This is a genomic window from Collinsella sp. SGI.095, from assembly GCF_050314535.1.
Classification (GTDB): Bacteria; Actinomycetota; Coriobacteriia; order Coriobacteriales; family Coriobacteriaceae; genus Collinsella.
Genome location: NZ_JBNPNG010000010.1, coordinates 22,422 through 44,947 on the forward strand (window position 1 = coordinate 22,422; position 22,526 = coordinate 44,947).

The 22,526-nt window shown below is 61.3% G+C and carries 14 protein-coding genes and 1 tRNA gene; 10 read left to right on the plus strand and 5 right to left on the minus strand.

All coding sequences use genetic code 11. The annotated features are described in order from the left end of the window. The first annotated feature begins 110 nt into the window (after positions 1-110). From ACQRCA_RS05300 to ACQRCA_RS05310, 3 genes are all read left to right on the plus strand, one after another. Positions 111-2,411 carry a hydratase gene (locus ACQRCA_RS05300; protein ID WP_427719308.1) on the plus strand — a complete coding sequence of 767 codons (2,301 nt, stop codon included), beginning with the start codon at positions 111-113 and terminating at the stop codon, positions 2,409-2,411. Positions 2,412-3,032: 621 nt separating this feature from the next. Further along, on the plus strand, positions 3,033-5,660 hold the full coding sequence (gene clpB, locus ACQRCA_RS05305) for an ATP-dependent chaperone ClpB (RefSeq protein WP_427719310.1): 2,628 nt from the start codon (positions 3,033-3,035) through the stop codon (positions 5,658-5,660). Positions 5,661-5,793: 133 nt separating this feature from the next. Next, complete coding sequence (locus ACQRCA_RS05310; protein ID WP_229770727.1) at positions 5,794-5,988, plus strand: hypothetical protein; 195 nt, start codon at positions 5,794-5,796, stop codon at positions 5,986-5,988. Positions 5,989-6,119: 131 nt separating this feature from the next. Here the strand turns inward: ACQRCA_RS05310 and ACQRCA_RS05315 are convergent, their stop codons facing one another. The 3 genes from ACQRCA_RS05315 to ACQRCA_RS05325 form a co-directional block, all read right to left on the minus strand. Next, positions 6,120-7,637 (minus strand): hypothetical protein, encoded by a 1,518-nt coding sequence (locus ACQRCA_RS05315; RefSeq protein WP_427719311.1) that lies wholly within the window; start codon positions 7,635-7,637, stop codon positions 6,120-6,122. Positions 7,638-7,869: 232 nt separating this feature from the next. Beyond that, positions 7,870-8,877 (minus strand): DUF5692 family protein, encoded by a 1,008-nt coding sequence (locus tag ACQRCA_RS05320; RefSeq protein WP_154518417.1) that lies wholly within the window; start codon positions 8,875-8,877, stop codon positions 7,870-7,872. A 62-nt stretch (positions 8,878-8,939) separates the two neighbouring features. Beyond that, positions 8,940-9,602, minus strand: coding sequence for a TetR/AcrR family transcriptional regulator (locus tag ACQRCA_RS05325; RefSeq protein ID WP_427719312.1), 663 nt, complete (start codon positions 9,600-9,602; stop codon positions 8,940-8,942). Between the two features lie 189 nt (positions 9,603-9,791). Between ACQRCA_RS05325 and ACQRCA_RS05330 the strand changes: the two genes are divergently transcribed. From ACQRCA_RS05330 to ACQRCA_RS05360, 7 genes are all read left to right on the plus strand, one after another. Continuing rightward, complete coding sequence (locus tag ACQRCA_RS05330; RefSeq protein ID WP_427719314.1) at positions 9,792-12,569, plus strand: FAD-dependent oxidoreductase; 2,778 nt, start codon at positions 9,792-9,794, stop codon at positions 12,567-12,569. A 199-nt stretch (positions 12,570-12,768) separates the two neighbouring features. Continuing rightward, the gene (locus ACQRCA_RS05335) at positions 12,769-13,197 is read left to right on the plus strand and encodes a hydrogenase maturation nickel metallochaperone HypA (protein WP_427719316.1); all 429 of its coding nucleotides are present in this window, start codon (positions 12,769-12,771) and stop codon (positions 13,195-13,197) included. 378 nt (positions 13,198-13,575) lie between these two features. Further along, entirely contained in the window at positions 13,576-14,565 is a 990-nt protein-coding gene (locus tag ACQRCA_RS05340; RefSeq protein ID WP_154518426.1) for a PTS sugar transporter subunit IIB, read from the plus strand. A gap of 18 nt (positions 14,566-14,583) precedes the next feature. After that, complete coding sequence (locus ACQRCA_RS05345; RefSeq protein ID WP_022094171.1) at positions 14,584-15,402, plus strand: PTS mannose/fructose/sorbose transporter subunit IIC; 819 nt, start codon at positions 14,584-14,586, stop codon at positions 15,400-15,402. A 16-nt stretch (positions 15,403-15,418) separates the two neighbouring features. After that, positions 15,419-16,339: a PTS system mannose/fructose/sorbose family transporter subunit IID gene (locus tag ACQRCA_RS05350; protein ID WP_154518429.1), complete on the plus strand. Its 921-nt coding sequence runs from the start codon at positions 15,419-15,421 to the stop codon at positions 16,337-16,339. Positions 16,340-16,459: 120 nt separating this feature from the next. Next, complete coding sequence (locus ACQRCA_RS05355) at positions 16,460-16,858, plus strand: DUF956 family protein (protein WP_427719318.1); 399 nt, start codon at positions 16,460-16,462, stop codon at positions 16,856-16,858. A 331-nt stretch (positions 16,859-17,189) separates the two neighbouring features. Further along, a tRNA-Arg gene (locus ACQRCA_RS05360) sits at positions 17,190-17,265 on the plus strand. A 298-nt stretch (positions 17,266-17,563) separates the two neighbouring features. Here ACQRCA_RS05360 and pknB read toward each other — a convergent pair. Both pknB and ACQRCA_RS05370 read right to left on the minus strand, forming a co-directional pair. Then, the gene (pknB, locus tag ACQRCA_RS05365; RefSeq protein WP_154518435.1) at positions 17,564-19,513 is read right to left on the minus strand and encodes a Stk1 family PASTA domain-containing Ser/Thr kinase; all 1,950 of its coding nucleotides are present in this window, start codon (positions 19,511-19,513) and stop codon (positions 17,564-17,566) included. Between the two features lie 133 nt (positions 19,514-19,646). Then, on the minus strand, positions 19,647-22,517 hold the full coding sequence (locus tag ACQRCA_RS05370) for an FtsW/RodA/SpoVE family cell cycle protein (protein WP_427719320.1): 2,871 nt from the start codon (positions 22,515-22,517) through the stop codon (positions 19,647-19,649). Positions 22,518-22,526 lie beyond the last annotated feature (9 nt).

A 22,526-nucleotide genomic window follows, 5' to 3' on the forward strand; every position in this document is an offset into this window, starting at 1 on the left:
GAGATAAAGTGAACGTGCAGATTCGTAACCCACTCGCAACCGTTCTATGGCACGATATTGAACGAATGCATGCTATGCGCCCAAATCTTTTGGGCAGAGTGGGAGACAGTATGGTCAAGCTGTACGAAGACGGCATCTACCTGCGCGGCGGCAGCGAGGTTGTGCCTGCGGCCGAGGCTGCCGAGCGCGGTATTACGCAGACGCCCGAGGATGCCAAGCGCGGCACCATCGCGTATTCGATCCTCCAGGCACACAATACGTCCGGCGACCCCGAGGCGCTCAAGATTCGCTTCGATGCCATGGCGAGCCACGACATCACCTTCGTCGGCATCATCCAGACGGCGCACGCCTCGGGCATGGAGCAGTTCCCGCTGCCCTACGTGCTCACCAACTGCCATAACTCGCTGTGCGCCGTGGGCGGCACCATCAACGAGGACGACCACGTCTTTGGCCTTTCCGCGGCCAAAAAGTACGGCGGCATCTTCGTTCCGCCGCACATCGCCGTCATCCACTCCTTTATGCGCGAGAACTTCGCCGGTTGCGGCAAGATGATCCTGGGCTCCGACTCGCACACCCGCTATGGCGCCCTGGGCACCATGGCCGTGGGCGAGGGCGGCGGCGAGCTGGCAAAGCAGTTGCTGCGCGACACCTACGACGTTGCCTATCCCGGCGTCGTTGCTATCTACCTCACGGGCGCCCCGCGTCCCGGCGTCGGCCCGCACGACGTGGCGCTCGCCATCATCCGTGCCGTCTTTGCCAAGGGCTATGTCAAGAACAAGGTCATGGAGTTTGTGGGCCCCGGCATCGCGAGCATGACGACCGATTACCGCAACGGCGTCGACGTCATGACCACCGAGACCACCTGCCTGTCGAGCATCTGGGCCACCGACGAGGACACGCACGCGTTTTTGGCCATGCACGGTCGCGGCGACGACTACCGCGAGCTCAAGCCCGCCGATGTCGCCTACTACGACGGTTGCGTCGAGGTCGATCTGTCGAGCATCGAGCCAATGATCGCGCTGCCATTCCATCCTTCCAACGGCTTTGAGATCGAGGAGCTCAACGAGAACCTCGAGGACATCCTGCATGAGGTGGAGCTCGAGGCCGCCAAGATCGGCGAGGGCAAGACGCACTTTAGCCTGCTCGACAAGATCGTCGACGGCAAGCTTCACGTGCAACAGGGCGTTATCGCCGGCTGCTCGGGCGGCAACTACGACTCCGTGGTCCAGGCTGCCCGCGTGCTCAAGGGCGCCAACACCGGCTGCGGCGAGTTCTCGCTATCGGTCTATCCCACGAGCCAGCCCGTGGCACTCGAACTTACGCGCCGTGGCTATATCTACGACCTTATGGAGGCCGGCGCGATCGTGCGCACGGCGTTCTGCGGTCCGTGCTTTGGTGCCGGCGACACGCCTGCCAACAACGGCCTGTCCATCCGCCACACCACGCGCAACTTCCCCAACCGCGAGGGTTCCAAGCCGGGCAATGGTCAGCTGAGCGCCGTGGCCCTAATGGACGCTCGCTCCATTGCGGCGACGGCTGCCAACGGCGGCGTCCTGACGCCGGCGACCGACCTGCCCGAGGAGACTTGGGATGAGGCCTGCGAGTACACCTTTGACGACGCGCCGTATAAAAAGCGCGTGTACTGGGGCTTTGGCAAGGCCGAGCCTGCCGACGAGCTGGTCGAAGGCCCCAACATCAAGCCGTGGCCCGCGATGGAGCCTCTCGGCGACGATATCCTGCTCAAGGTGTGCTCCAAGATCATGGACCCGGTCACCACGACCGACGAGCTCATTCCCTCGGGCGAGACGAGCTCCTTCCGCTCCAATCCGCTGGGCCTGGCAGAGTTTACGCTCAGCCGCCGCGATCCGGCCTACGTGGGTCGTTCCAAGGAGGTCGACGCCGTGGAGAAGCGCCGCGTTGCCGGCGAGGCGGCGGGCGATCTGGCGGCACTCGATGCCGAGCTTGCCGGCGTGTTTGAGGCGTTGGCCGGCGCCGGCGTCGCGGCAGATGCCAAGGCGACCGAGTACGGCTCCATGCTCTATGCCAAGAAGCCCGGTGACGGTTCTGCCCGCGAGCAGGCCGCGAGCTGCCAGCGCGTGATTGGCGGTCTGGCCAACATCGTCCACGAGTACGCCACCAAGCGCTATCGCTCCAATGTGATGAACTGGGGCATGGTGCCCTTCCAGATGGAGGCCGAGCCCAACTTTGAGGTGGGCGACTACGTCTTTGTGCCGGGTATCCGTGCCGCGCTCGATGGCGACCTGAAGGACATCGCCGCCTACGTGGTGCGCGCCGATGGTGCGGTCGAGCAGATTGAGCTCTACATTGCCGATATGACGGCTGAGGAGCGTGCCATCGTCAAGGCCGGCTGCCTGATCAACTACAACAAGTTCAAGGCCGCTGCCGAGTAACGCACTTAATTGTCCGCCCGGGGCTTATCCTTTCCCGCCCGCTCACGCGCTTCGCGAGGGTCGCCCGAGGGAAAGGTGTGTCCGGGGCTACCGCGACGTTCTCGTTGGGTCTTGAGGGACGCTAATAAATAGACTTGCTTGATGCCGCCTCTGTTAATGGGGCGGCTTCTTTTTTGTCGAGAACCGCCACAAAGGGGGCAGGCACCTTTTTGGCGGTTCTCGGTTTGTCTCGACCTGTAACATCTTGGCCGCTAAAAGTGGGTCTGGTGTTACAGATTTAGATTTTCGATTCGGGTGTCTTCTGTTCGTCTCGATTTGTAACAGATAGAGATCTATTTGCCGAGTAGATGTTACAGATTGAGACAAACGGTTGCCGCTGGCCATTTCATCTTGATTTGTAACATCTGGAGCCATAAACAGCCGCTAGATGTTACAGATTGAGATAGTAAGGGGACGAGGCCGCAGCGGGTGAGCGTGCCTGCTCCCTATCCATCAATCACTCAGAAAATCTTATATATAGAGACTTAGATTTGTGTATAAGATCGTACAAAGCTGGCAACAATACTTCTCGGACAACGTGAAGCCGCCCCGTAGGGCGGCCGCCCCAAGAGAGGTGATTCCATGAGAATCGATAAGCTAGCAATGACGTCGCGCGAGGCGTTGCAGACCGCCATGAGCACGGCTGCCGACGCACAGGCCGGCGCGGTGGAGCCGATTCACCTGCTGTCCGCCCTGCTCGGTGTCGGCGAGCGCAATATCTCCGTGATTATCGAGCGCATCGGCGCCGACCCAGCCCAGCTTGCACACTCCACGCAAGATGCCATCGACCGCGCACCCAAGGTTTCGGGCGAGGGCCAGCAGATGGGCCTGTCCAACGAGCTCGTCCGTGTCATCGAGAAGGCCGAGAAAAAGGCCACCAAGATGGGCGACAGCTTTGTAGTGACCGAGCATCTGCTGATGGCACTTGCCGAGGACAAGGGCGAGGCCGGCCGCGTTCTGCGCGACGCAGGCGTCACCAAGGAGCGCATCGAGCAAGTCTACGAGGAGCTGCGCGGCGATGACCGCGTGACGTCTGCTGAGGACAAGACGCAGTTTGAGGCACTGGAACAGTACGGCCGCAATATCTGCGATCTGGCCCGTGCCGGCAAGCTCGACCCGGTCATCGGCCGTACCGATGAGATCCGTCGCACCATCCAGGTTCTGTCCCGCCGCACCAAGAACAACCCCGTGCTCATTGGCGAGCCGGGCGTCGGCAAGACGGCCATCGTCGAGGGCATCGCCCAGCGTATCGTGGCCGGCGACGTACCGAGCACCCTGCGCGACCGCGACCTCATCGAGCTCGACATGAGCGCGCTGGTCGCCGGCGCCAAGTACCGCGGCGAGTTCGAGGACCGCTTGAAGGCCGTGCTCAAGGAGGTACAGAAGTCCGAGGGTAAGGTCATCCTGTTCATCGATGAGCTCCATACCATCGTGGGCGCGGGTGCCACCGAGGGCTCCATGGACGCCGGCAACATCCTCAAGCCTGCGCTCGCCCGTGGCGACCTGCACGCGATCGGCGCGACCACGCTCGACGAATACCGCAAGTACATCGAGAAGGACGCGGCGCTCGCCCGTCGTTTCCAGACCGTTATGGTCTCCGAGCCTACCGTCGAGGACACCATCTCGATTCTGCGTGGCCTCAAGGAGAAGTACGAGATCTTCCACGGCGTGCACATTACCGATAGCGCGCTCGTGGCCGCCGCCGACCTCTCCGATCGCTACATCGCCGACCGCTTCCTGCCCGACAAGGCCATCGACCTGGTCGATGAGGCGGCAAGCCGCCTGCGCATGGAGCTCGACAGCATGCCGGTCGAGATCGACGCCACCACGCGTCAGCTCACCCAGCTGCAGATCGAGGAACAGGCGCTCATGAAGGAGACCGACGACGCCTCCAAGGAGCGTCTGGAGACCCTGCGCCAGGAAATCGCCGAGGTCCAGGAAAAGCTCAACGTGCAAAAGGCCGGTTGGCTCAACCAAAAGAACGCCATCGACCATGTGCAGGAGCTCAAGGGCCAGCTCGATGAGGCCAAGAGCGAAGAGGAACGTGCGACGCGCAACGGAGACTTGGGCCGTGCGTCCGAGCTGCGTTACTCCGTGATTCCGGGTCTGCAGCAGCAGATTCAGGATTCCGAGGCCGCGCTCGAGGCACAAAAGCAGCAGGACGGTGAAGGCCTCAACGAGCAGGTGACCTCCGACGAGATCGCCGAGGTCGTGAGCGCCTGGACCGGTGTGCCCGTCTCCAAGATGATGCAGGGTGAGCTCGACAAGCTGAAGGGCTTGGAAGGCGAGCTGCATAAGCGCGTCATCGGCCAGGATGAGGCCGTCTCCGCCGTCGCCGCGGCCGTGCGCCGTAGCCGTGCGGGCCTCTCCGATCCGGACAAGCCCATCGGCAGCTTCTTCTTCCTGGGCCCCACCGGTGTGGGCAAGACCGAACTCGCCAAGGCGCTGGCCGAGTGCCTGTTCGATGACGAGCGCGCGCTCGTGCGTATCGACATGTCCGAGTACATGGAGAAGTTCAGCGTTCAGCGTCTGATCGGTGCGCCCCCGGGATACGTGGGCTACGACGAGGGTGGACAGCTCACCGAGGCCGTGCGCCGTCGCCCGTACTCCGTAATCTTGCTCGACGAGATGGAGAAGGCCCATCCGGATGTCTTCAACGTGCTGCTGCAGGTGCTCGACGACGGTCGTCTGACCGATGGTCAGGGTCGTCAGGTGTCCTTCAAGAACACGATCATCATCATGACGTCCAACGTGGGCTCCAAGGCCATCGCCGATCTTTCGGGCAAGGACGAGGAGGAGATGCGCCATCAGGTTGACGCGGCCATGGCTCAGACTTTCCGTCCCGAGTTCCTCAACCGTATCGACGATATCGTGGTGTTCCATCCGCTCGGCATGGCGCAGATCGAAAAGATCGTCGATATTCAGCTCGCCGACGTCCGCGCACGTCTGGCCAAGGAGCGCATGACGCTTGCCATCACCCCGGCGGCCAAGCAGATGCTCGCCGTGGGCGGTCTGGACCCGGTCTTTGGTGCCCGTCCGCTCAAGCGTCTGGTGCAGCGCGAGGTCGTGGACGCCATCGCCGCCGCTATCATCGACGGTACGGTGCGCGAGGGCGATCAGGTGACGGTTGACGTCGACAAGGACGGTGCCTTTACCGTCGTGTGCGATAACACGCCGTCTGCCACCTACGAGGTGCCCGACGCCGAGTAGATTGTTGGGCCATGCCTTAAAATCTACCTTTTGAGCCAAACGCCAAGGGCGGCGGATCCAATTGGGTCCGCCGCCCTTTTTCGTGCGACAATCGATGATGTTGAACGTGAGTACATGGCAAGGAGCTATGCAGATGAAAGACGAGAACGAGACGAACGCACCGGCGCCTGAGTCAGCGCCCGCCGCACCCAAGCCTGCGCCTAAGCCGGCACCCAAGCCGCGCGACCCCTACATCCGTGCCGAGAACGAGGACGACGACGGCTACGATCCCTACAGCGATCGCCGCCCCGAGCGCGAGCCGATGTTCGAAGCCGATCCGTGGCGCTAACTCCTGCAGGGTAGCTAATTTGGGACGGGGCTTTTTTAGCTGCCCCGGCTGGTAATGTGCCGGTTTAGTCGATTAACGGTCGGGGCAGCTAAAAAGCCCCGTCCCAAATTAGCTACCCTCGCTGCGGCCGTCTAGTCTTGGGCCTTGATGCTTGGCATCAGAATCTGGGCGAGGTAGTCGGTCTCGAGTTTGGTCGCGGCGTCTGCCTTGCCGTCTTTACCGACCAGTACGTTCTTGATCTGGCTATAGGTATAGCGGTTGCCGGTTGTAAGCTCGACAAGCTCAATGGCCGTGTCCATGGGGTAGGTCGACACGGGGTCTTGCGTGCGCCCGTTGATGGTCTGGGGCACCACATACGGATAGACGGGGCCGCTGGCGTAGACCGTGTAGCCGTTGCCAAGGCTTGCCGCACCTAAAACCGTATCGCCCTTATCGGGCGTAAAGCTCTCGCCGTCGCGCACTGCGACAAGCGTCGCGATCGGCGTATTGCTGTCGCTGGCAAGATAGATGCACAGCGTATTGCCGTTTTGCCAAGTCGCGACTTTGCCGTACCACTCAACGGGAATATCGAGCTGATACAGGTTCGTTGCCTTATGCCGAGCATCGGCGTCGCGGGCCGCCTGCGCCTCGCGGGAACTCATGGCATTGACGGCGGCGTCACGGCGCGCGGTTGCCGCCTGCTGGAGCACCTTTGCGACCGCGGCAGAGCTCGCGCCGCCCTCCTCGGCGTACTTGGCCGCGGCATCGATCTGGTCGTCGGTCACCGTGTCTGCCGAAGGTACCTTAAGCTTAAAGGATGCCTGAGTGCTCAGGTCCTGCCCGTCGCTCTTTACGCTAACCTGCGCCTTGGTGGTCGGCACGGTGTAAATGGTACCGTCAGCTGCGATGGGGGACCCAGCGATGGAGAGCGTATAGTCGCCAGGCAGCAGCTTAATACCGCGACCGTGCTCATCAACATAGAGCGTCTCGCTCACGGAGGAGCCGTCAGAGTCTTGCCCGCTCACCTGCACGGGAATCTTGGAGCCGGTGGAACAGTCGAGCCCTGCGGCATGTACGCCAATCTGCACCGACATCATGGTGTGGGCGTTGACGGCAGCGACGGCGGCCTGTTCTTGTTGGTATCCGTTCCAAGCGGCATAGCCCGCGCCGCCGGCAACGAGCGCGGCGGCAACGACGCCGGCAACCATCAAATTGCGTCGCTTGGGCGACATCTTGTGATGGCGAGCCTCGGCTTCGCGTGCCGAGGGAACGGACGGCAGGGGAATATCGCCCATGGCGATGGTCTCGTCGACGGCCGGCGCAGAACCCAGGCCAGGAAGCTCGCGGGTGAGCGAGTCATCGGCAGGCAAGCTGCCAAGCAGGGCGGTCTCTTCTCCCGAGGCGGATTCCGACTGGACGTCGTCCCTGCTATCGTCCTCTTCGGCTTCGGCTTCGGCTTCGGCTTCGGCTTCGGCTTCGGCCTCGTCAGAAGCGTCTTTGGCGTCGCTGCCTTCGTCCTCAGTGCCTTCGCGCACCTCGTCCTGCGCGTCGACGGCCAAATCGCTCAACGAGAGCTCGTCTAGCGCAATCCGGTCAAGGCTCTCCAGGGCCTCGGCACATGCTTCCGCATCCTGGGCCGCATCCTCGCGGCCACGTGTCTCATCGCTCATATATCCCCCAATGCAATATCGGCTCAACACTGTACCCAAAAATGGAGCCATATAAAGCGCATGCGAAATATAAGATCCGATTTAACCCGAGCGTATCGTTCAGCCGCATCCTCGCGGCAGCAAAAGGCCCCCGGAACGCGAACGAATCACGTTTCGGGGGCTCTGCAGTGCGTTGAGTTGCGCGGAGCCGGCTATGCCGCTTCGTGCTCAAGCGATGTTTGCGTCAGGCGCGTTACTCGGCGTGCGCGTAATCAACCTTGGCGCGACGGGCAGTGGCCTTCTCCCAATCGCTGGTGCCCTCAAAGACATCCTGCTTGTAGGGGTTGCGGCCGAGCTTCTTGGCACGGTAGGCGACGTAGATGATCGCGGCGATGTTGGCTACCAGTGCGACGATCGAGACCGCGGTGGCGGCGCCGGGGTCGAGCGTGGAGTGCGTCACAAAGATGGACTCCTCCTGGAAGTAGGGGAACACCTGGGCAAACATGCACCAAATGGCCAGCGTAAAGGCGCGGTTCTGGATCCAGCCGCCCTTGTTCCAGATAAAGGCGGCGACGGTGGGCGCCAGCAGCAGCGCAAAGCCGCAGAACCAGGAGTGGGTGGGCAGGCAGTTGTAGGTGTAGCAGAAGTTCCAGATGTCGTAGGCGATGATGTAGACCCAGGTCATGTCGGGCCACAGCATGTCGGTCTTGTCCTCGGAGGCGTAGACGCTCCACCAACCGGTCATGCAGAAGATGTTGATGATGCCCGCGATGCCGTTGAACACGTTGTTCCAGCCGGCCAGCTGCGTAGCACCTTCGGAGGTGACCCAGGTGGACTCGCCCAGGACAAAGAAGTGATAGGCGCTCTCAAAGTCGGACACGACGGCAATCAAGATGTTGATGGCGACGATCACAAACGGCCATGCGCGGAACCAATGCGCCTTGCCGATCTTGCCCCACTGGTACTTAATGGCAATGAAGCCCCAGCAGCCGGCCAGCGCCGCGTATACCTTGGCGTAATGGAACCAGCTGTTCTGGTATACATGGGTGGGGTTGGTGAGCGCCCACTCGGCACCCTGCGAAACGCCGACGGCGATGGCGATGCAGTAGATGGTCATGGCCAGCGGAGCCACGCCAAAGATGATGGCCGCGCCGAGCTTGGTACGGCGGCCGACCTCGTTGAGTACGATCAAGCCGATAAAGACCATCGCCCAGCCGGCCCAGTGGATAAGGGTATCGCTACCCCAAACATCGAACAGCATGCTGCTCTCCTTTCATACGCCCGCGGCCCCTCTTCCGTCGCGGGCAGTTTGGCCAAATGTCATCAGTTCCTGGGCTTGCGCTCGGAATACTTGGCGGTGTAGCCCTCGATGTGGAGTGTCGAGGCGATAATCTCCTTAACCGTCTCGTCGGGCACATCGGGGTGCGTGCGGATGTACATCAACAGCCCCATGATGAGGGTGTAAAACGTCTCGTAGACATGGTCGATGCGCAGGTCATGATGGGCGACAAAGTCCACCACGGTGGTGTCGCAGATGTATTGCGCCACGCGCTGGACCACGTTGTGCAGAAAGCCGCCGTAGAGCGCGCCGCTGCTCGAGATGAGCGTGCTCGGCAGCTCGTGGCCGCTCACAACCAGGCGCTTAAAGAGCGGGGCGACGGTGTCGAGTGCGCCCTCGATATCACCGACGATGCGGCTGGCATTCCACTGCTCGAGCTCGGAGATAAAACCGTCGATTGCCTCGTCCATGACGGCGGTGACGGCGGCGTCCATGTCGACGAAGTAGTGGTAGAACAGCGAGCGCGTGCAGCCGGCTCGCTTGGTCACGGCCGAGACGGATAGATGGGACACGCCCAGCTCGGAGCTCACGGCGCGCACGGCGGCGAGAATCTCGCGACGGCGCTCGTCACCTGTCAGGCGCTTTGCCGCGCTGTCGGGCGTGGGGACGGCGTCGGCCACAGGGGTGTTCGCTGCGTTATCGCTCATGCGCTTGCCGCCTTTCATCCGTTTGGGCCCGACCGTTCGCCTAATAGTCTTGAATAGTGTTGACGGTTCGTCAATACTATTTTTGACATAATGTCAACAATGGCGGGTGAACGGCATGGGGGCATGCCCGGCCTGCAAAAAAGAGGGGCGCTGCGGCCTCGTCGGGCTGCGGCAAGAGAAGGGACAACCATGATTCTCAACGGACCGGGAATTAGCTACACCGAGCCCGACATCGGTTCGGAGTTCGTGCCGCCGCTGCCGGAACATCCGCGCGAGGCCATTGTCAAGCTGTGCGAGCATTGCACCAACCGTCTGCTGCATCGCGACGAGCTGCTGGGCTACGAGTACTGGTCGTTTGCCGAGGCCGCAACCGACGAGCAGGCCGAAGTGCTCTGCAAGATGAAGATGCGCCGTCCCTATACGCTGCCCGAGATGGTCAAGCTCACCGGCATGCCCGAGGCCCAGATCGAGAAGATGCTCGACGACATGAGCTACACGGGTCTGCTCGAGTACAACTGGGAAAATCCCGAGCGCGCCAAGCAGTGGGTACTGCCCATGCTGGTGCCGGGTTCCGCCGAGTTCCTCAACATGCGCGTGAGCCAGCTCGAGGAGCATCCGGTCTATGCCAAGTTCTTTGAGCAGGCGTCCAAGGGGCCGCTGTCCAAAGCCACGCCGATGGTGCCGCCCGGAGGCGCCGGCATTGGCATGCACGTCATTCCGGTCGAGAAGGCTATCGATGCTTCGAGCACCTCGGTGCCGATCGAGCATATCGAGCATTGGCTCGACAAATACGAGGGCAAATATGCCGCCAGCACCTGCAGCTGCCGCGCGAGCCGTCGTGTGATGGGCGAGGGCTGCGCCGACGACCCCGCCGACTGGTGCATTGCCGTGGGCGATATGGCCGACTATGTGGTTGAGACCGACCGCGGCCATTATGTGACGCGTGAGGAGGTCTATGACATCTTGCGCCAGGCCGAGGACAACGGCTTTGTGCACCAGATCACCAATATCGACGGCGAGAACAAGATCTTCGCCATCTGCAACTGCAACGTCAACGTGTGCTACGCCCTGCGCACCTCGCAGCTGTTCAACACGCCCAACCTGTCGCGCTCGGCCTATGTCGCCAAGGTCGAGAAGGACAAGTGCGTAGCCTGCGGTCGCTGCGTTGAGGTGTGCCCGGCTGGTGCCGTCAAGCTCGGCCAGAAGCTCTGCAGCAAAAAGGCCGGCGGACAGGTGCCCGAGTATCCGCGCCAGGAGCTGCCCGATGCCACCAAGTGGGACCACACCAAGTGGTCGCCCAACTACCGCAACGACAACCGCATCGAGACACACGATTCCGGCACCGCGCCCTGCAAGACGGCCTGCCCCGCGCACATTGCCGTTCAGGGCTATCTGAAGCTCGCGGCGCAGGGCCGCTATGACGAGGCGCTAGCGCTCATCAAGCGCGAGAACCCGCTGCCCGCTATCTGCGGCCGTGTGTGCAATCGCCGCTGCGAGGATGCCTGCACCCGCGGTCGCGTGGACGAGGCCGTGGCCATCGACGAGGTCAAGAAGTTTATCGCCCAGCGCGATCTGGATGCCGCGACCCGCTATGTCCCACCTGTGGTGACCCCGACGCGTGCCGGCGGCTTCGACCAGAAGATCGCCATCATCGGTGCCGGTCCGGCCGGCCTGTCCTGCGCTTTCTACCTGGCCGAGAAGGGCTACAAGCCCGTCGTGTTCGAGAAGAATGAGCGCCCGGGCGGCATGCTCACCTATGGCATTCCCAGCTTTAAGCTGCAGAAGGATGTTATCGAGGCCGAGGTCGAGGTCATTCGCCTGATGGGCGCCGAGTTCCGCTATGGCGTGGAGGTCGGTCGCGATGTGACGCTCGACGAGCTGCGCGAGCAGGGCTTTAAGGCCTTTTATGTTGCCATTGGCTGCCAGGGCGGCCGCCTCGCCGGTATTCCGGGCGAGGATGCCGAGGACGTGACCGTGGCCGTCGACTTTTTGCGCAAGGTCAACAGTGGCAAGATCGACGCGCTGTCCGGCCGCACCATCGTGGTGGGCGGCGGCAACGTGGCTATCGACGTCGCGCGCAACGCCTGCCGTCTGGGTTCCGAGCACGTTGAGATATTCTGCCTGGAGAGCGAGGCCCAGATGCCCGCCAGCGAGGAGGAGCGTCGCGAGGCCGTTGAGGACGGCGCCCACATCAGCTGCGGCTGGGGCCCCAAGGAGGTCCATCTGGACGAGGCCGGTCGTGTGTGCGGTATCACCTTCAAGCGCTGCACGCGTGTCTTTGACGACGAGGGCCGTTTTGCGCCCGAGTACGACGAGAACGACCTGCGTCGTGTCGACGCCGACCGCGTGGTCATGTCGATCGGTCAGTCCATCGTGTGGGGCGACCTGCTGGCTGGCTCCAAGGTGGAGCTTGGTCGCGGCCAGGGTGCCCTTGCCGATCCTCAGACCTACCAGACCGCTGAGCCCGACATCTTTGTGGGCGGCGACGTCTACACCGGTCCGAGCTTTGCCATCAACGCCATCGCTGCCGGTCACGAGGCCGCCGTGTCCATCCACCGCTTTGTGCAACCGGGCTCCACGCTCACCATCGGCCGCAACCAGCGCCGCTACATCGCGCTCGACCGCGACGATGTCGTGATCGAGAGCTACGACAACGCGACCCGCGAGGTGGCACATGTCGACCGCGAGCGCGAGAAGGCCGCGCCCTTTAGCGAGTACGTCGAGACCTTTACCGAGGAGCAGGTGCGCGCCGAGACCGCCCGCTGCCTGGGTTGCGGTGCCTCGATCGTCGACCCCAACAAGTGTATCGGCTGCGGTCTGTGCACCACCAAGTGCGCGTTCGACGCCATCCATCTGGATCGCGACCGCCCCGAGTGCTCCACGATGGTTAAATACGAGCAAAAGCTCCCCAGCTTGGGCAAGTACGCGCTCAAGCGTGCCATCAAGATCAAATTCGGGAAGAAGTAATGAGGCTCCGCCGTTCTAACGAACGGCGGCACTGCCGACGCTGCGCGGCGCCCAGATACCCCATCTTGCCCCTCAACTGCGGCGCCGCGGGCAAAAAGCCCAGCGGACGCCTTGTTTCGGGGCAACCTGGGGCACCTGGATCGCCGCTCGCTGATATATGGATTGACATCGTATCAACCGCTGCAGAAGGGTTTTCGCCTTGCATGAATTGGGAATCGTCTATCACATTATTCGCGATGTCGAGAACGTGGCGCGCGCCAATGGCGTGAGTCGCGTTTCGAGCGTCACGCTGCTGCTGGGCGAGGTCTCGGGCGTCGTTCCCGACTTGCTGCTCGACGCTTGGCGCTGGGCGGCAGATAAAAAGCCTATCACCGAGGGCGCGGAGCTTATCGTGGAGCCTGTCGAGGCCGTGACGCATTGCGAGGCGTGCGGCCGCGACTATGCGACGGTCGAGCACGGCAAGATCTGTCCCCATTGCGGTAGCGGCGAGACATACCTGCTGCAGGGCCAGGAGGTCATGATCAAGCAGATTGAGACCCCCGACGAGGACCCGCCAGATGCTGCTCCCGACGGCCTCTCCGACGCCCCCGATGCCGTCGACGCTGCCAACCCCCTCCACATCGTCTAGCCCCTAGTCGTTGGGGACGTTCTTGTTTGACTAGTCGTTTAAGAACGTCCCCAATGACTACTTACGTTAGTGCATAAGTCACGCTAATAGTCAAGTTATGTCTGTTTAAACAAAATAACTGCAGTACAAGCGCATTCGCGCTTGCCTAAAATCGATATTAATGACCAGCCTGCTTGTATCTGTAAAATGAATGGCTTGATAAGTGACGCCTTGGCGTGTAATCCGTCAAAAAGCAGTAACGTAATCAACTTGTAACAAACCTAGACGTTTAAACAAATTATCCAATCATTCGCATTTTTCTCTATAATTTTACAGGACGAACAGGTATACTCCTTTCATGTCGTGTAGGAAATACGTAGACAAAGAGGAGGTTATGTGATGGTAAGTATTGTTCTTGCTAGCCACGGGGACTTGGCAGCCGGAATCAAGCAGACGGGCTCGATGGTCTTTGGCGATCAGCCGTCTGTGGCTGTGGTCTCGCTCGAGCCGAGCATGGGCCCCGACGACTTCCGTGCCAAGGTCGAGGAAGCAATCGCTTCCTTCGAGGACCAGGAGCAGGTGCTCTTCCTCGTTGATCTGTGGGGCGGCACGCCGTTCAACCAGATCAGCGGTCTCATCGAGGGCCACGATTCCTGGGCTATCGTCACCGGTGTCAACCTGCCTATGCTCATCGAGGCATATTCGCAGCGCTTTGACGCAAAGAACACTGCACATGCGATCGCAAAACATCTCGTGACTGAGGCTAAGGCTGGCGTGCGCGTCAAGCCCGAGTCTCTGGAGCCCGAGGAGAAGAAGCCGGCCACGGCCGCCGCTGCTCCTGCAGGCGCCATCCCTCCGGGAACGGTCATCGGCGATGGGCACATCAAGATCGCCCACGTCCGTATCGACACCCGTCTGCTGCATGGTCAGGTGGCCACCACGTGGACCAAGCAGATCAACCCCAACCGCATCATCGTGGTTTCCGACGGCGTTGCTCACGACGAGCTCCGCAAGACCATGATCGAGCAGGCTGCCCCTCCGGGAGTCCATGCCAACGTCGTGCCCATCAAGAAGATGGCCGAGGTTGTCAAGGACACGCGCTTTGGTGACACCAAGGCCATGCTGCTCTTTGAGAACCCGCAGGATCTGCTCAAGGCTATCGAGGCCGGCGTCGACATCAAGGAAGTCAACATCGGTTCCATGGCTCACTCCAAGGGCAAGGTCGTCGTCACCAACGCCGTCGCTATGGGCGATGACGACGTTAAGACTCTCGAGGCCCTCAAGGCCAAGGGCGTCAAGTTCGAGGTCCGCAAGGTTCCTTCGGATTCCTCCGAGGATCTCGACGCCATGTTGAAGAAAGCTAAGGCCGAACTGGCCGCTCAAGCATAGTAAAGGAGGGTCCGATACATGTCTGCAATCACTATTCTGCTTGTTGCGATTGTCGCGTTGCTTGCCGGTATGGAAGGCATTCTGGATGAGTTCCAGTTCCATCAGCCGCTCGTGGCATGCACGCTTATCGGTCTCGTAACCGGTCACCTTCAGGAGGGCATCCTCCTGGGCGGTTCGCTCCAGATGATGGCCCTTGGCTGGGCTAACGTCGGCGCCGCCGTCGCGCCTGACGCCGCTCTGGCCTCGGTCGCTTCTTCGATTATCATGGTGCTCGCCCTCAACGGTGGCGCCACCGATTCGGCCAAGGCCGTTACCGCCGCCATCGCCGTCGCCGTCCCGCTGTCGGTCGCTGGTCTGTTCCTGACCATGATCTGCCGTACCTTGGCTACCGCTATCGCTCACGCCATGGACGGTTGCGCCGAGAAGGGCGACTTCGCCGGCATCGAGCGCTGGCAGTACGCCGCCATCCTCATGCAGGGTCTTCGTATCGCCATCCCGGCAGTACTTCTGTGCATCATCCCGGCCGAGGCGGTCACCAACGCGCTTAACGCTATGCCCGACTGGCTGTCCGGCGGCATGGCTGTCGGCGGCGGCATGGTCGCTTCCGTCGGTTACGCCATGGTCATCAACATGATGGCCACCAAGGAGACCTGGCCGTTCTTCATCCTCGGCTTTGTCCTTGCTGCCATCCCTCAGCTCACGCTGATCGCTCTTGGCCTCATCGGCATCTCCCTTGCCCTCATCTACCTTGGCCTCAAGGATCTGGCCAAGCAGGGTGGCGGCATGGGCGGTGGCTCCGGTGACCCGCTCGGCGACATTCTGAACGATTACGAGTAGGAGGGGAGTGATACATATGGCAGAGAACAAGATTCAGCTCACCAAGGCTGACCGCAAGAAGGTTTGCTTCCGTCATCAGTTCCTTCAGGGCTCGTGGAACTACGAGCGTATGCAGAATGGCGGCTGGTGCTTCGCAATGATCCCTGCGATCAAGAAGCTCTACACCAGCAAGGACGACCAGATTTCCGCGCTTAAGCGCCACCTGGAGTTCTATAACACCCATCCCTATGTTTCCGCCCCCGTCATTGGCGTTACCCTCGCTCTCGAGGAGGAGCGCGCCAACGGTGCACCGATCGATGACGTCGCCATTCAGGGCGTCAAGGTCGGTATGATGGGCCCGCTCGCCGGCGTCGGCGACCCCGCCTTCTGGTTCACCCTTCGCCCGATCCTGGGCGCTCTGGGCGCTTCCCTGGCCCTGTCCGGCAGCATCGCCGGTCCGCTGCTGTTCTTCTTCGCGTGGAACATCATCCGTTACGCCTTCCTGTGGTACACGCAGGAGTTTGGCTATAAGGTCGGCTCCTCCATCGCCAAGGACCTCTCCGGCGGTCTGATGGGCAAGGTCACCGAGGGTGCTTCCATCCTGGGTATGTTCATCATCGGCGCCCTGGTCGAGCGCTGGGTGTCCATCTCCTTCACCCCGGTCGTCTCCAAGGTCACGCAGTCTGCCGGCGCCTTCATTGACTGGGCTAACCTGCCTTCCGGTGCCGAGGGCATCAAGGAAGCGCTGACGATGTACAACTCCGTCGGTGCTACCGCCCTTGATCAGGTGAAGGTCACCACGCTTCAGGCTAACCTCGATCAGCTCATCCCCGGCCTTGCTGCCGTGTGCCTGACGCTGTTCGTCTGCAAGCTGCTCAAGAAGAAGGTCAGCCCGATCGTCATCATCCTGGCTCTCTTCGCCGTCGGTATCATCGGTCGCGTTTGCGGCTTCATGTAATCGCGCTTCGGCTTAAGACCGAGAGTTGCTAGGCAAGGGCTTTTGAGCCATTGAAACGGACCGCACCCGGTGGGTACACTGGATGCGGTCCGATTGTTTTATTTGGAGGGCGAGGCGCGCATGGCGCAATCTCAGAACAGCACGGTCGATCTGGCAACACCGGCAACCTGCCTGATGGGGCTTACCAGCCACGGTAACGTGATGGTGGGCAATAAGGCGTTCGAGTATTACAACGAGCGCAATCCCGAGGATTTTATTCAAATTCCGTGGGACGAGGTCGACTATATTGCCGCCGAGGTTTTGCGCGGCACTAAGAAGATCACGCGTTTTGCTATCTTTACCAAGGATAACGGCCACTTTACGTTTTCGACGCGCGACGACAAAGAGACGCTTCGTGCAGTTCGCAAGTACGTCGACGAGGATAAGCTTGTGCGTTCGCCCGACTTTATCGATGTGACGGCCAAGGGCGCCAAGAGCATCCCCTCCGTCATCAAAGGCCTTTTCCACAAAGGCAACTAGTCGCCTGCGACGTTCTTATACGACTAGTCATTTAAGAACGTCCCCAATGACTACCTGTAGCTCTTCGCGGGATTCGCTGGGGAAATATCATCCCAGTTTGAGCGCCTATTCTGGGATGCAGTTTCCGGAACATGCTCATTTGGGAAACCATATCCCGTTTCGAGCTCAAATTTCGGGTCGTAGTTTCCTAGAGAGGCCCCATCCGGAAAGCCCGTTCCAGAATTCGTCTGGATAGTGGGACACGCTTTCCGGAAGGCTGTCCCACCGTAACTTCGAAGAGTGGCTATGCGCTGCATGGCAGTGGCGCAAATCTGCTACACTAGTACAACATGCCTCCGTAGCTCAGGGGATAGAGCACCGCTCTCCTAAAGCGGGTGTCGACGGTTCGAATCCGCCCGGGGGCACCAGAGCAATATCGAGCCCGGTACCACCACGGTGCCGGGCTCTTCTGGTCTAAGGGCCGGATTCGGGCCGTCGACACCCGCGTCACCGATTTCCCCGCGGGGGGAGTTTTCGAATCCGCCCGGGGGCACCAGAGCAATATCGAGCCCGGTACCGCTGCGGTACCGGGCTCTTCTGGTTTAAAGGCATGCCGTAGTTTTCGCTGCTTCGGATAAAGAAAGCGCCCGCTTGCTGGGGGAGCAAGCGGGCGCCTGTGAGCGAATATGTTTGCGGCATCAGCCGCTGTGGGCAATGTCTCGATGACTAGTTGGTCGTGCCGGAATCGTCGCCTGAATCGGTGCCAGAGCCAGAAATCGAAACCGTCAGCGTGATCGTGCTGTCGGTGGACTGCTTGCCAGTGGGGGAGACGCCCGTCACGGTGGCGTTTTCGTTACCACTCACGGGGTTGCCGTTCTGATCGCAGAATGCGATGTTGTAGAATCCGGCGTTGTTGAGCGCGGTGACGGCGGAGGAGATGCTCTTGCCGTACAGGTTGCCCGGAACGTTTGCCTTGCCGGACTTCTTGGCGATGACGACGGTAATCGTGGCGCCGGGCTTTTGCTTACCGCTGGGGTTCCAGCTAATGACGGTGCCCTCGGTGACGGAATCGTTCTCCTGGTAGGTTACATCGACGCCGAAGCCGGCCATATCGAGGGCGTTGCGTGCCTGAGCCTCGGTCATGTCGGTCAGATCAGGGACAGAGGTGGTGTCGGGTCCACTCGAGACTTTGTACGAGATGGTCGTGCCCTTCTCGACTTCCTTGCCCGCATCGGTGCCCTGTTCAAAGACTTCGCCCTTTTCGGCCTCGTTGGCTTCCTCGGTGGCATTGCCCTTAAGGCCGACGCTTGCCAGCGCCGCCTCTGCCTGGTCCTTGGTCAGACCAACGAGCTGCGGGACATCAACCTTCTCGGAGGGCTTGGGACCCTTGGAGATTACCAGATTCACCTTGGTGCCCTTGGGCTTCTTGGTGTGACCGTTAGGAGTCTGCTCGACAACCTTTCCCTCGTCGACGTCGTCGTTGTAGCTCTGGTCAATGGTTCCGACGTCAAGGCCGGCATCCTTAATCAGTTCGACGGCGGTCTGCTGGTCCTTACCCAACACATCGGGAACCGGGACCTGCTCGCCGCCAAAGAGTCCGGTGGCAAAGGCCACGATGACGCCGATTACGGCTACCGCAGCAACTACGGCGGCGATGATCTTGTTCTTGTTGGATTTGGGCTGCTCGGTGGCGTAAGAGCCGGTTGAACCCGAGACGGAGCTGCGAGCGTTATTTTGTCCGCTCACGCCCGAGACGGGGCGTACCATGGCGCGCGTCTGGTCGGATAGCTCTCGGGTCTTGGTGGCACCCAGGTCGCCAACGGCGCCGATAACGCGCGTAGGCTCCGGCACGTTGACGGCGCGACCAGACAGGTAGCTGTTGAGCACCTGACGCAGCTCGTCGGCCGTCTGGAAACGGTTAGCCGGATCTTTTTCCATGCACTTGAGGATAATGCGCTCAAGATCGGCATCGACACCGGAGTTGATCTGGCTCGGCGGCACGGGCAGCTCGTTGACCTGCTTGAGTGCGACCGAGATGGCATCGTCGCCGTCGAAAGGCACGCGGCCGGTGGCGCACTCGTACATCACGACGCCCAGCGAGTAAATGTCCGAGGTGGGGCCTAGATCCTGCCCGCGGGTCTGCTCGGGACTTACGTAGTGGGCGGTGCCCAAAACGTTGTTGTCCTGCGTAAGGTGGCTGTTCTTGGCGCGCGCGATGCCAAAGTCCATGACCTTGATGTTGCCGTCGGGCAGCACCATGATGTTCTGCGGCTTAATATCGCGGTGGATGATCTCGTGCTTGTGGGCGACCGAAAGTGCGGAGCTGATCTGCGAGCCGATCTGAGCGACCTTTTTGGGATCAAGGGCGCCGTGGCTCTTGATGCCGCTCTTAAGGTCGGTGCCGCGCAGGTATTCCATGACGATGTAATAGGTGTCGCCGTCCTTGCCCCAATCGTAGACGCCGACGATATAGGGGGAGGAGAGGCCGGCGGCTGCCTGGGCCTCCTGCTTAAAGCGTGCGGCAAAGGTGGCGTCGCCGGCATATTGCGGCAGCATGATTTTGATAGCTACCGTGCGGTCGAGGACCTGGTCCTGTGCACGGTAGACGGTCGCCATGCCGCCTGTCCCTACCTTATCCTTGAGGAGGTATCTTCCCCCGAGGACCCTCTGTTCCATTCCTGCTCCTAACATGACTATTCGCTCAACGATGTGTGTAGTACCAAATTTGAGGCCGCTGGGGCCGTGTGGCGCATTGCCGCTAGTGTTATCGGCCGCGGCACGCCCCATGCTTGCGCATCAATCACGGGCATCACGCTCCCTGGGCGGCAAGCGCCGCGGTCAGGACGATGCCGGCGATCTTTGCCGCCTCGACGTCGTGCTTGTCGTAATCCTCCAAGGCTACCGAGATGGCGACCGTGGGTGAATCGTAAGGCGCAAAACCGACGAACATCGAGTTGACCTTGGTGCCGACGGTCTCGGCAGAGCCGGTCTTGCCGGCAACCTTGACGCCCGGAATCTGGGCATCGGTGCCGGTGCCGGATTGAACGACGTCGAGCATGGCCTGTTTGACCTGTTCGGCCGTGGTGGCGCTGACGGCCTGGCCCAGTGAGCGGGACTGCGTGGTCTTGACCACGGTTCCGTCTGGGGCGAGCACCTGGGCAACGAAGAACGGGTCCATGACGACGCCGCTGTTGGCGATGGCCGCCGCGATAACGGCGTTCTGCATGACGGTGGTCTGCGGGCCCGGCGTGTGGTCCATGCCGACGGGCTGGCCGGCGCCGGCCCAGGCGGTTTCCCACTCGGTCATGAGCGAGGGGTCGGCCATGATGGACGCCGCGGCGGTTAGGTCCTGACCGAGCTTTTGGCCATAGCCAAAGGCGTTGGCGAACTGTACGAGCGAGCTGGCGCCGACCTCGTTTGCCACCTGACCAAAGACGACGTTGGACGACACGGCAAAGGCCTGCTGCAGGCTAATCGTGCCGTAGCTCTCATTGGCGGAGTTGGTGACCGGTGCATTGCCGATATCCATGGAACCGGGCGCCTGATAAGTACTCGAAAGGCTTGCGGTGCCGGTCTCGAGTGCCGCCGAAAGCGTGACGACCTTAAACGTGGAGCCCGGAGTATAGAGGGCGTCCATGGCGCGGTCGTACATAGAACCATCCTCACCGCCGCCCGATTGCAGCAGGGCGTCGATGTTGGTGTTGTCGTAGGTGGGCGAGCTGGCGCATGCGAGCACCGCGCCAGTGCGCGGGTCCATGACCACAACGGCGCCCTTAAAGCCCTTGAGAGCCTGTTCGGCGGCCGTCTGGATGCGGGAGTCGATGGTAAGTTTGGCGGTGTTGCCCGGCTGGTTTTGGCCCGCGAGCGACGCGATGGCGTTGTTCCAGCTGGAGTAATCCTTGGAACCGGTGAGCGTGTCGTTCATCACGCTCTCGATGCCGGCGGTACCGTACTGCTGGCTCACATAGCCAACCACATGGGCGGCCAGGTTGCCGTTAGGGTAGGAGCGTACGTAGGTGCCGTCCTCCTGTTGCAGCGATTCGGCCAGCGTCACGCCGTCGGACGTGATGATGGAGCCGCGCTGGATGTACTTGGAACGGGCGATGGTGTGATTGTTGGTCGGCATATCCTGGTAATCCTTGGCCTTGATGACCTGGACATAGGTGAGGTTGCCGATGAGGATGGCGAACAGGGCCGTAAAGGCAAACACCGCGCGGGTTAGGCGGTTGGCGAGCGCCACGCGGCCGAGCACGCCAGATTCGGGCGTATCGAGCAGGCGACGACGCATGCGCGAGCCGGTGGAGTGGCTGCCACGGCCGTAGGAAGACGAAGAAGCGAAGCGCGTGCCGGCATGCGCCGCGGCAGAAGCGACCTGGTCGTCAGTGATGGCGGCCATGGTGCCGGTACCGGTGAGCTCGGCCTCGCGACCGGTGGCCTCATCGCCGGCGCGCAGCAAAAGCGCGACAATGATAAAGCTCGCCAGCAGCGAGGAGCCGCCCTGGCTCATAAAGGGCAGGGTGACGCCGGTCAGCGGAATCAGGCGGGTAACGCCGCCAACGATCAAGAAGGCCTGGAAGCTAATGGCGGCCGTGAGGCCCGTGGCGCTAAATGCGGCAAGGTCGGACTTAGCGCGGGCGGCCGTGGTCAGGCCTCGCACGGCAAAGAGCATAAACAGGACGAGTACGGCGCCGCCGCCCAAAAGGCCCATTTCCTCGCCGATGGCCGAGAAAATGAAGTCGGACTCGACGACGGGGATGTTATTGGCCATGCCATTACCGATGCCAACGCCGATAAGACCGCCGTCAGCCAACGAGAAAAGGGATTGCACAATCTGGTAGCCCTGGCCCTGGGCATCCTTAAAGGGGTCGGCCCAGATCTGGAAACGTACCTGGACATGCGACAGGAACTTGTAGGCGCCCACGGCACCCACTGCCAAAAGCGCAAGGCCGATGACGACATACGAGAAACGTCCCGTGGCGACGTAGAGCATCAGCAAGAAGATGGTGTAGAACAGCACAGCGGAGCCCAAGTCGCGCTCGAAGACAACGACCAGAAGGCATACACCCCACACAGCGAACAGCGGTAGCAGCAGGCGCAGGCGCGGGACCTTGAGGCCCAAGATCTTGCGATTGGAGATGGAGAGTAGCTCGCGGTTTTCGGCTAGGTATCCGGCCAAGAACAATACGATAAAAATCTTGGCGAACTCGCCGGGCTGGATGGTGAAGCCGGCGATGCGAATCCACAGCTTGGAGCCCGAAATGGTGGTGCCGATAAAGATGGGCAGCATCAGCAAGATGATGCCGATGATGCCAAAGGTGTACTTGTAGCGCATGACCACATCGAGATTCTTGATCATCGCGAGCGTGCCCACCATCAGTGCCACCGAGACAAACAGAATGACGAGCTGCGAGATGGCGAGGGCGGGTGCCAGACGCGTTACGAACGTGATGCCGATGCCCGAAAGCACAAAGACGATGGGCAGGATGGCCGGATCGGCACCGGGCGCCAGGATGCGCACGGCGATATGCGCCGCGGCGAAGGCGGCAAAAAGACCGATCGGCACGGCGAGCGTTTCAAACGAGATGGAAGCGCCTGCGGTGAGCACGTACATCGCATACAGCAGGATGACGGGGAACGCCGAGGCGATGAGCAAGAGCATTTCGGTGTTGCGGCGACTCATAAGCGGCAC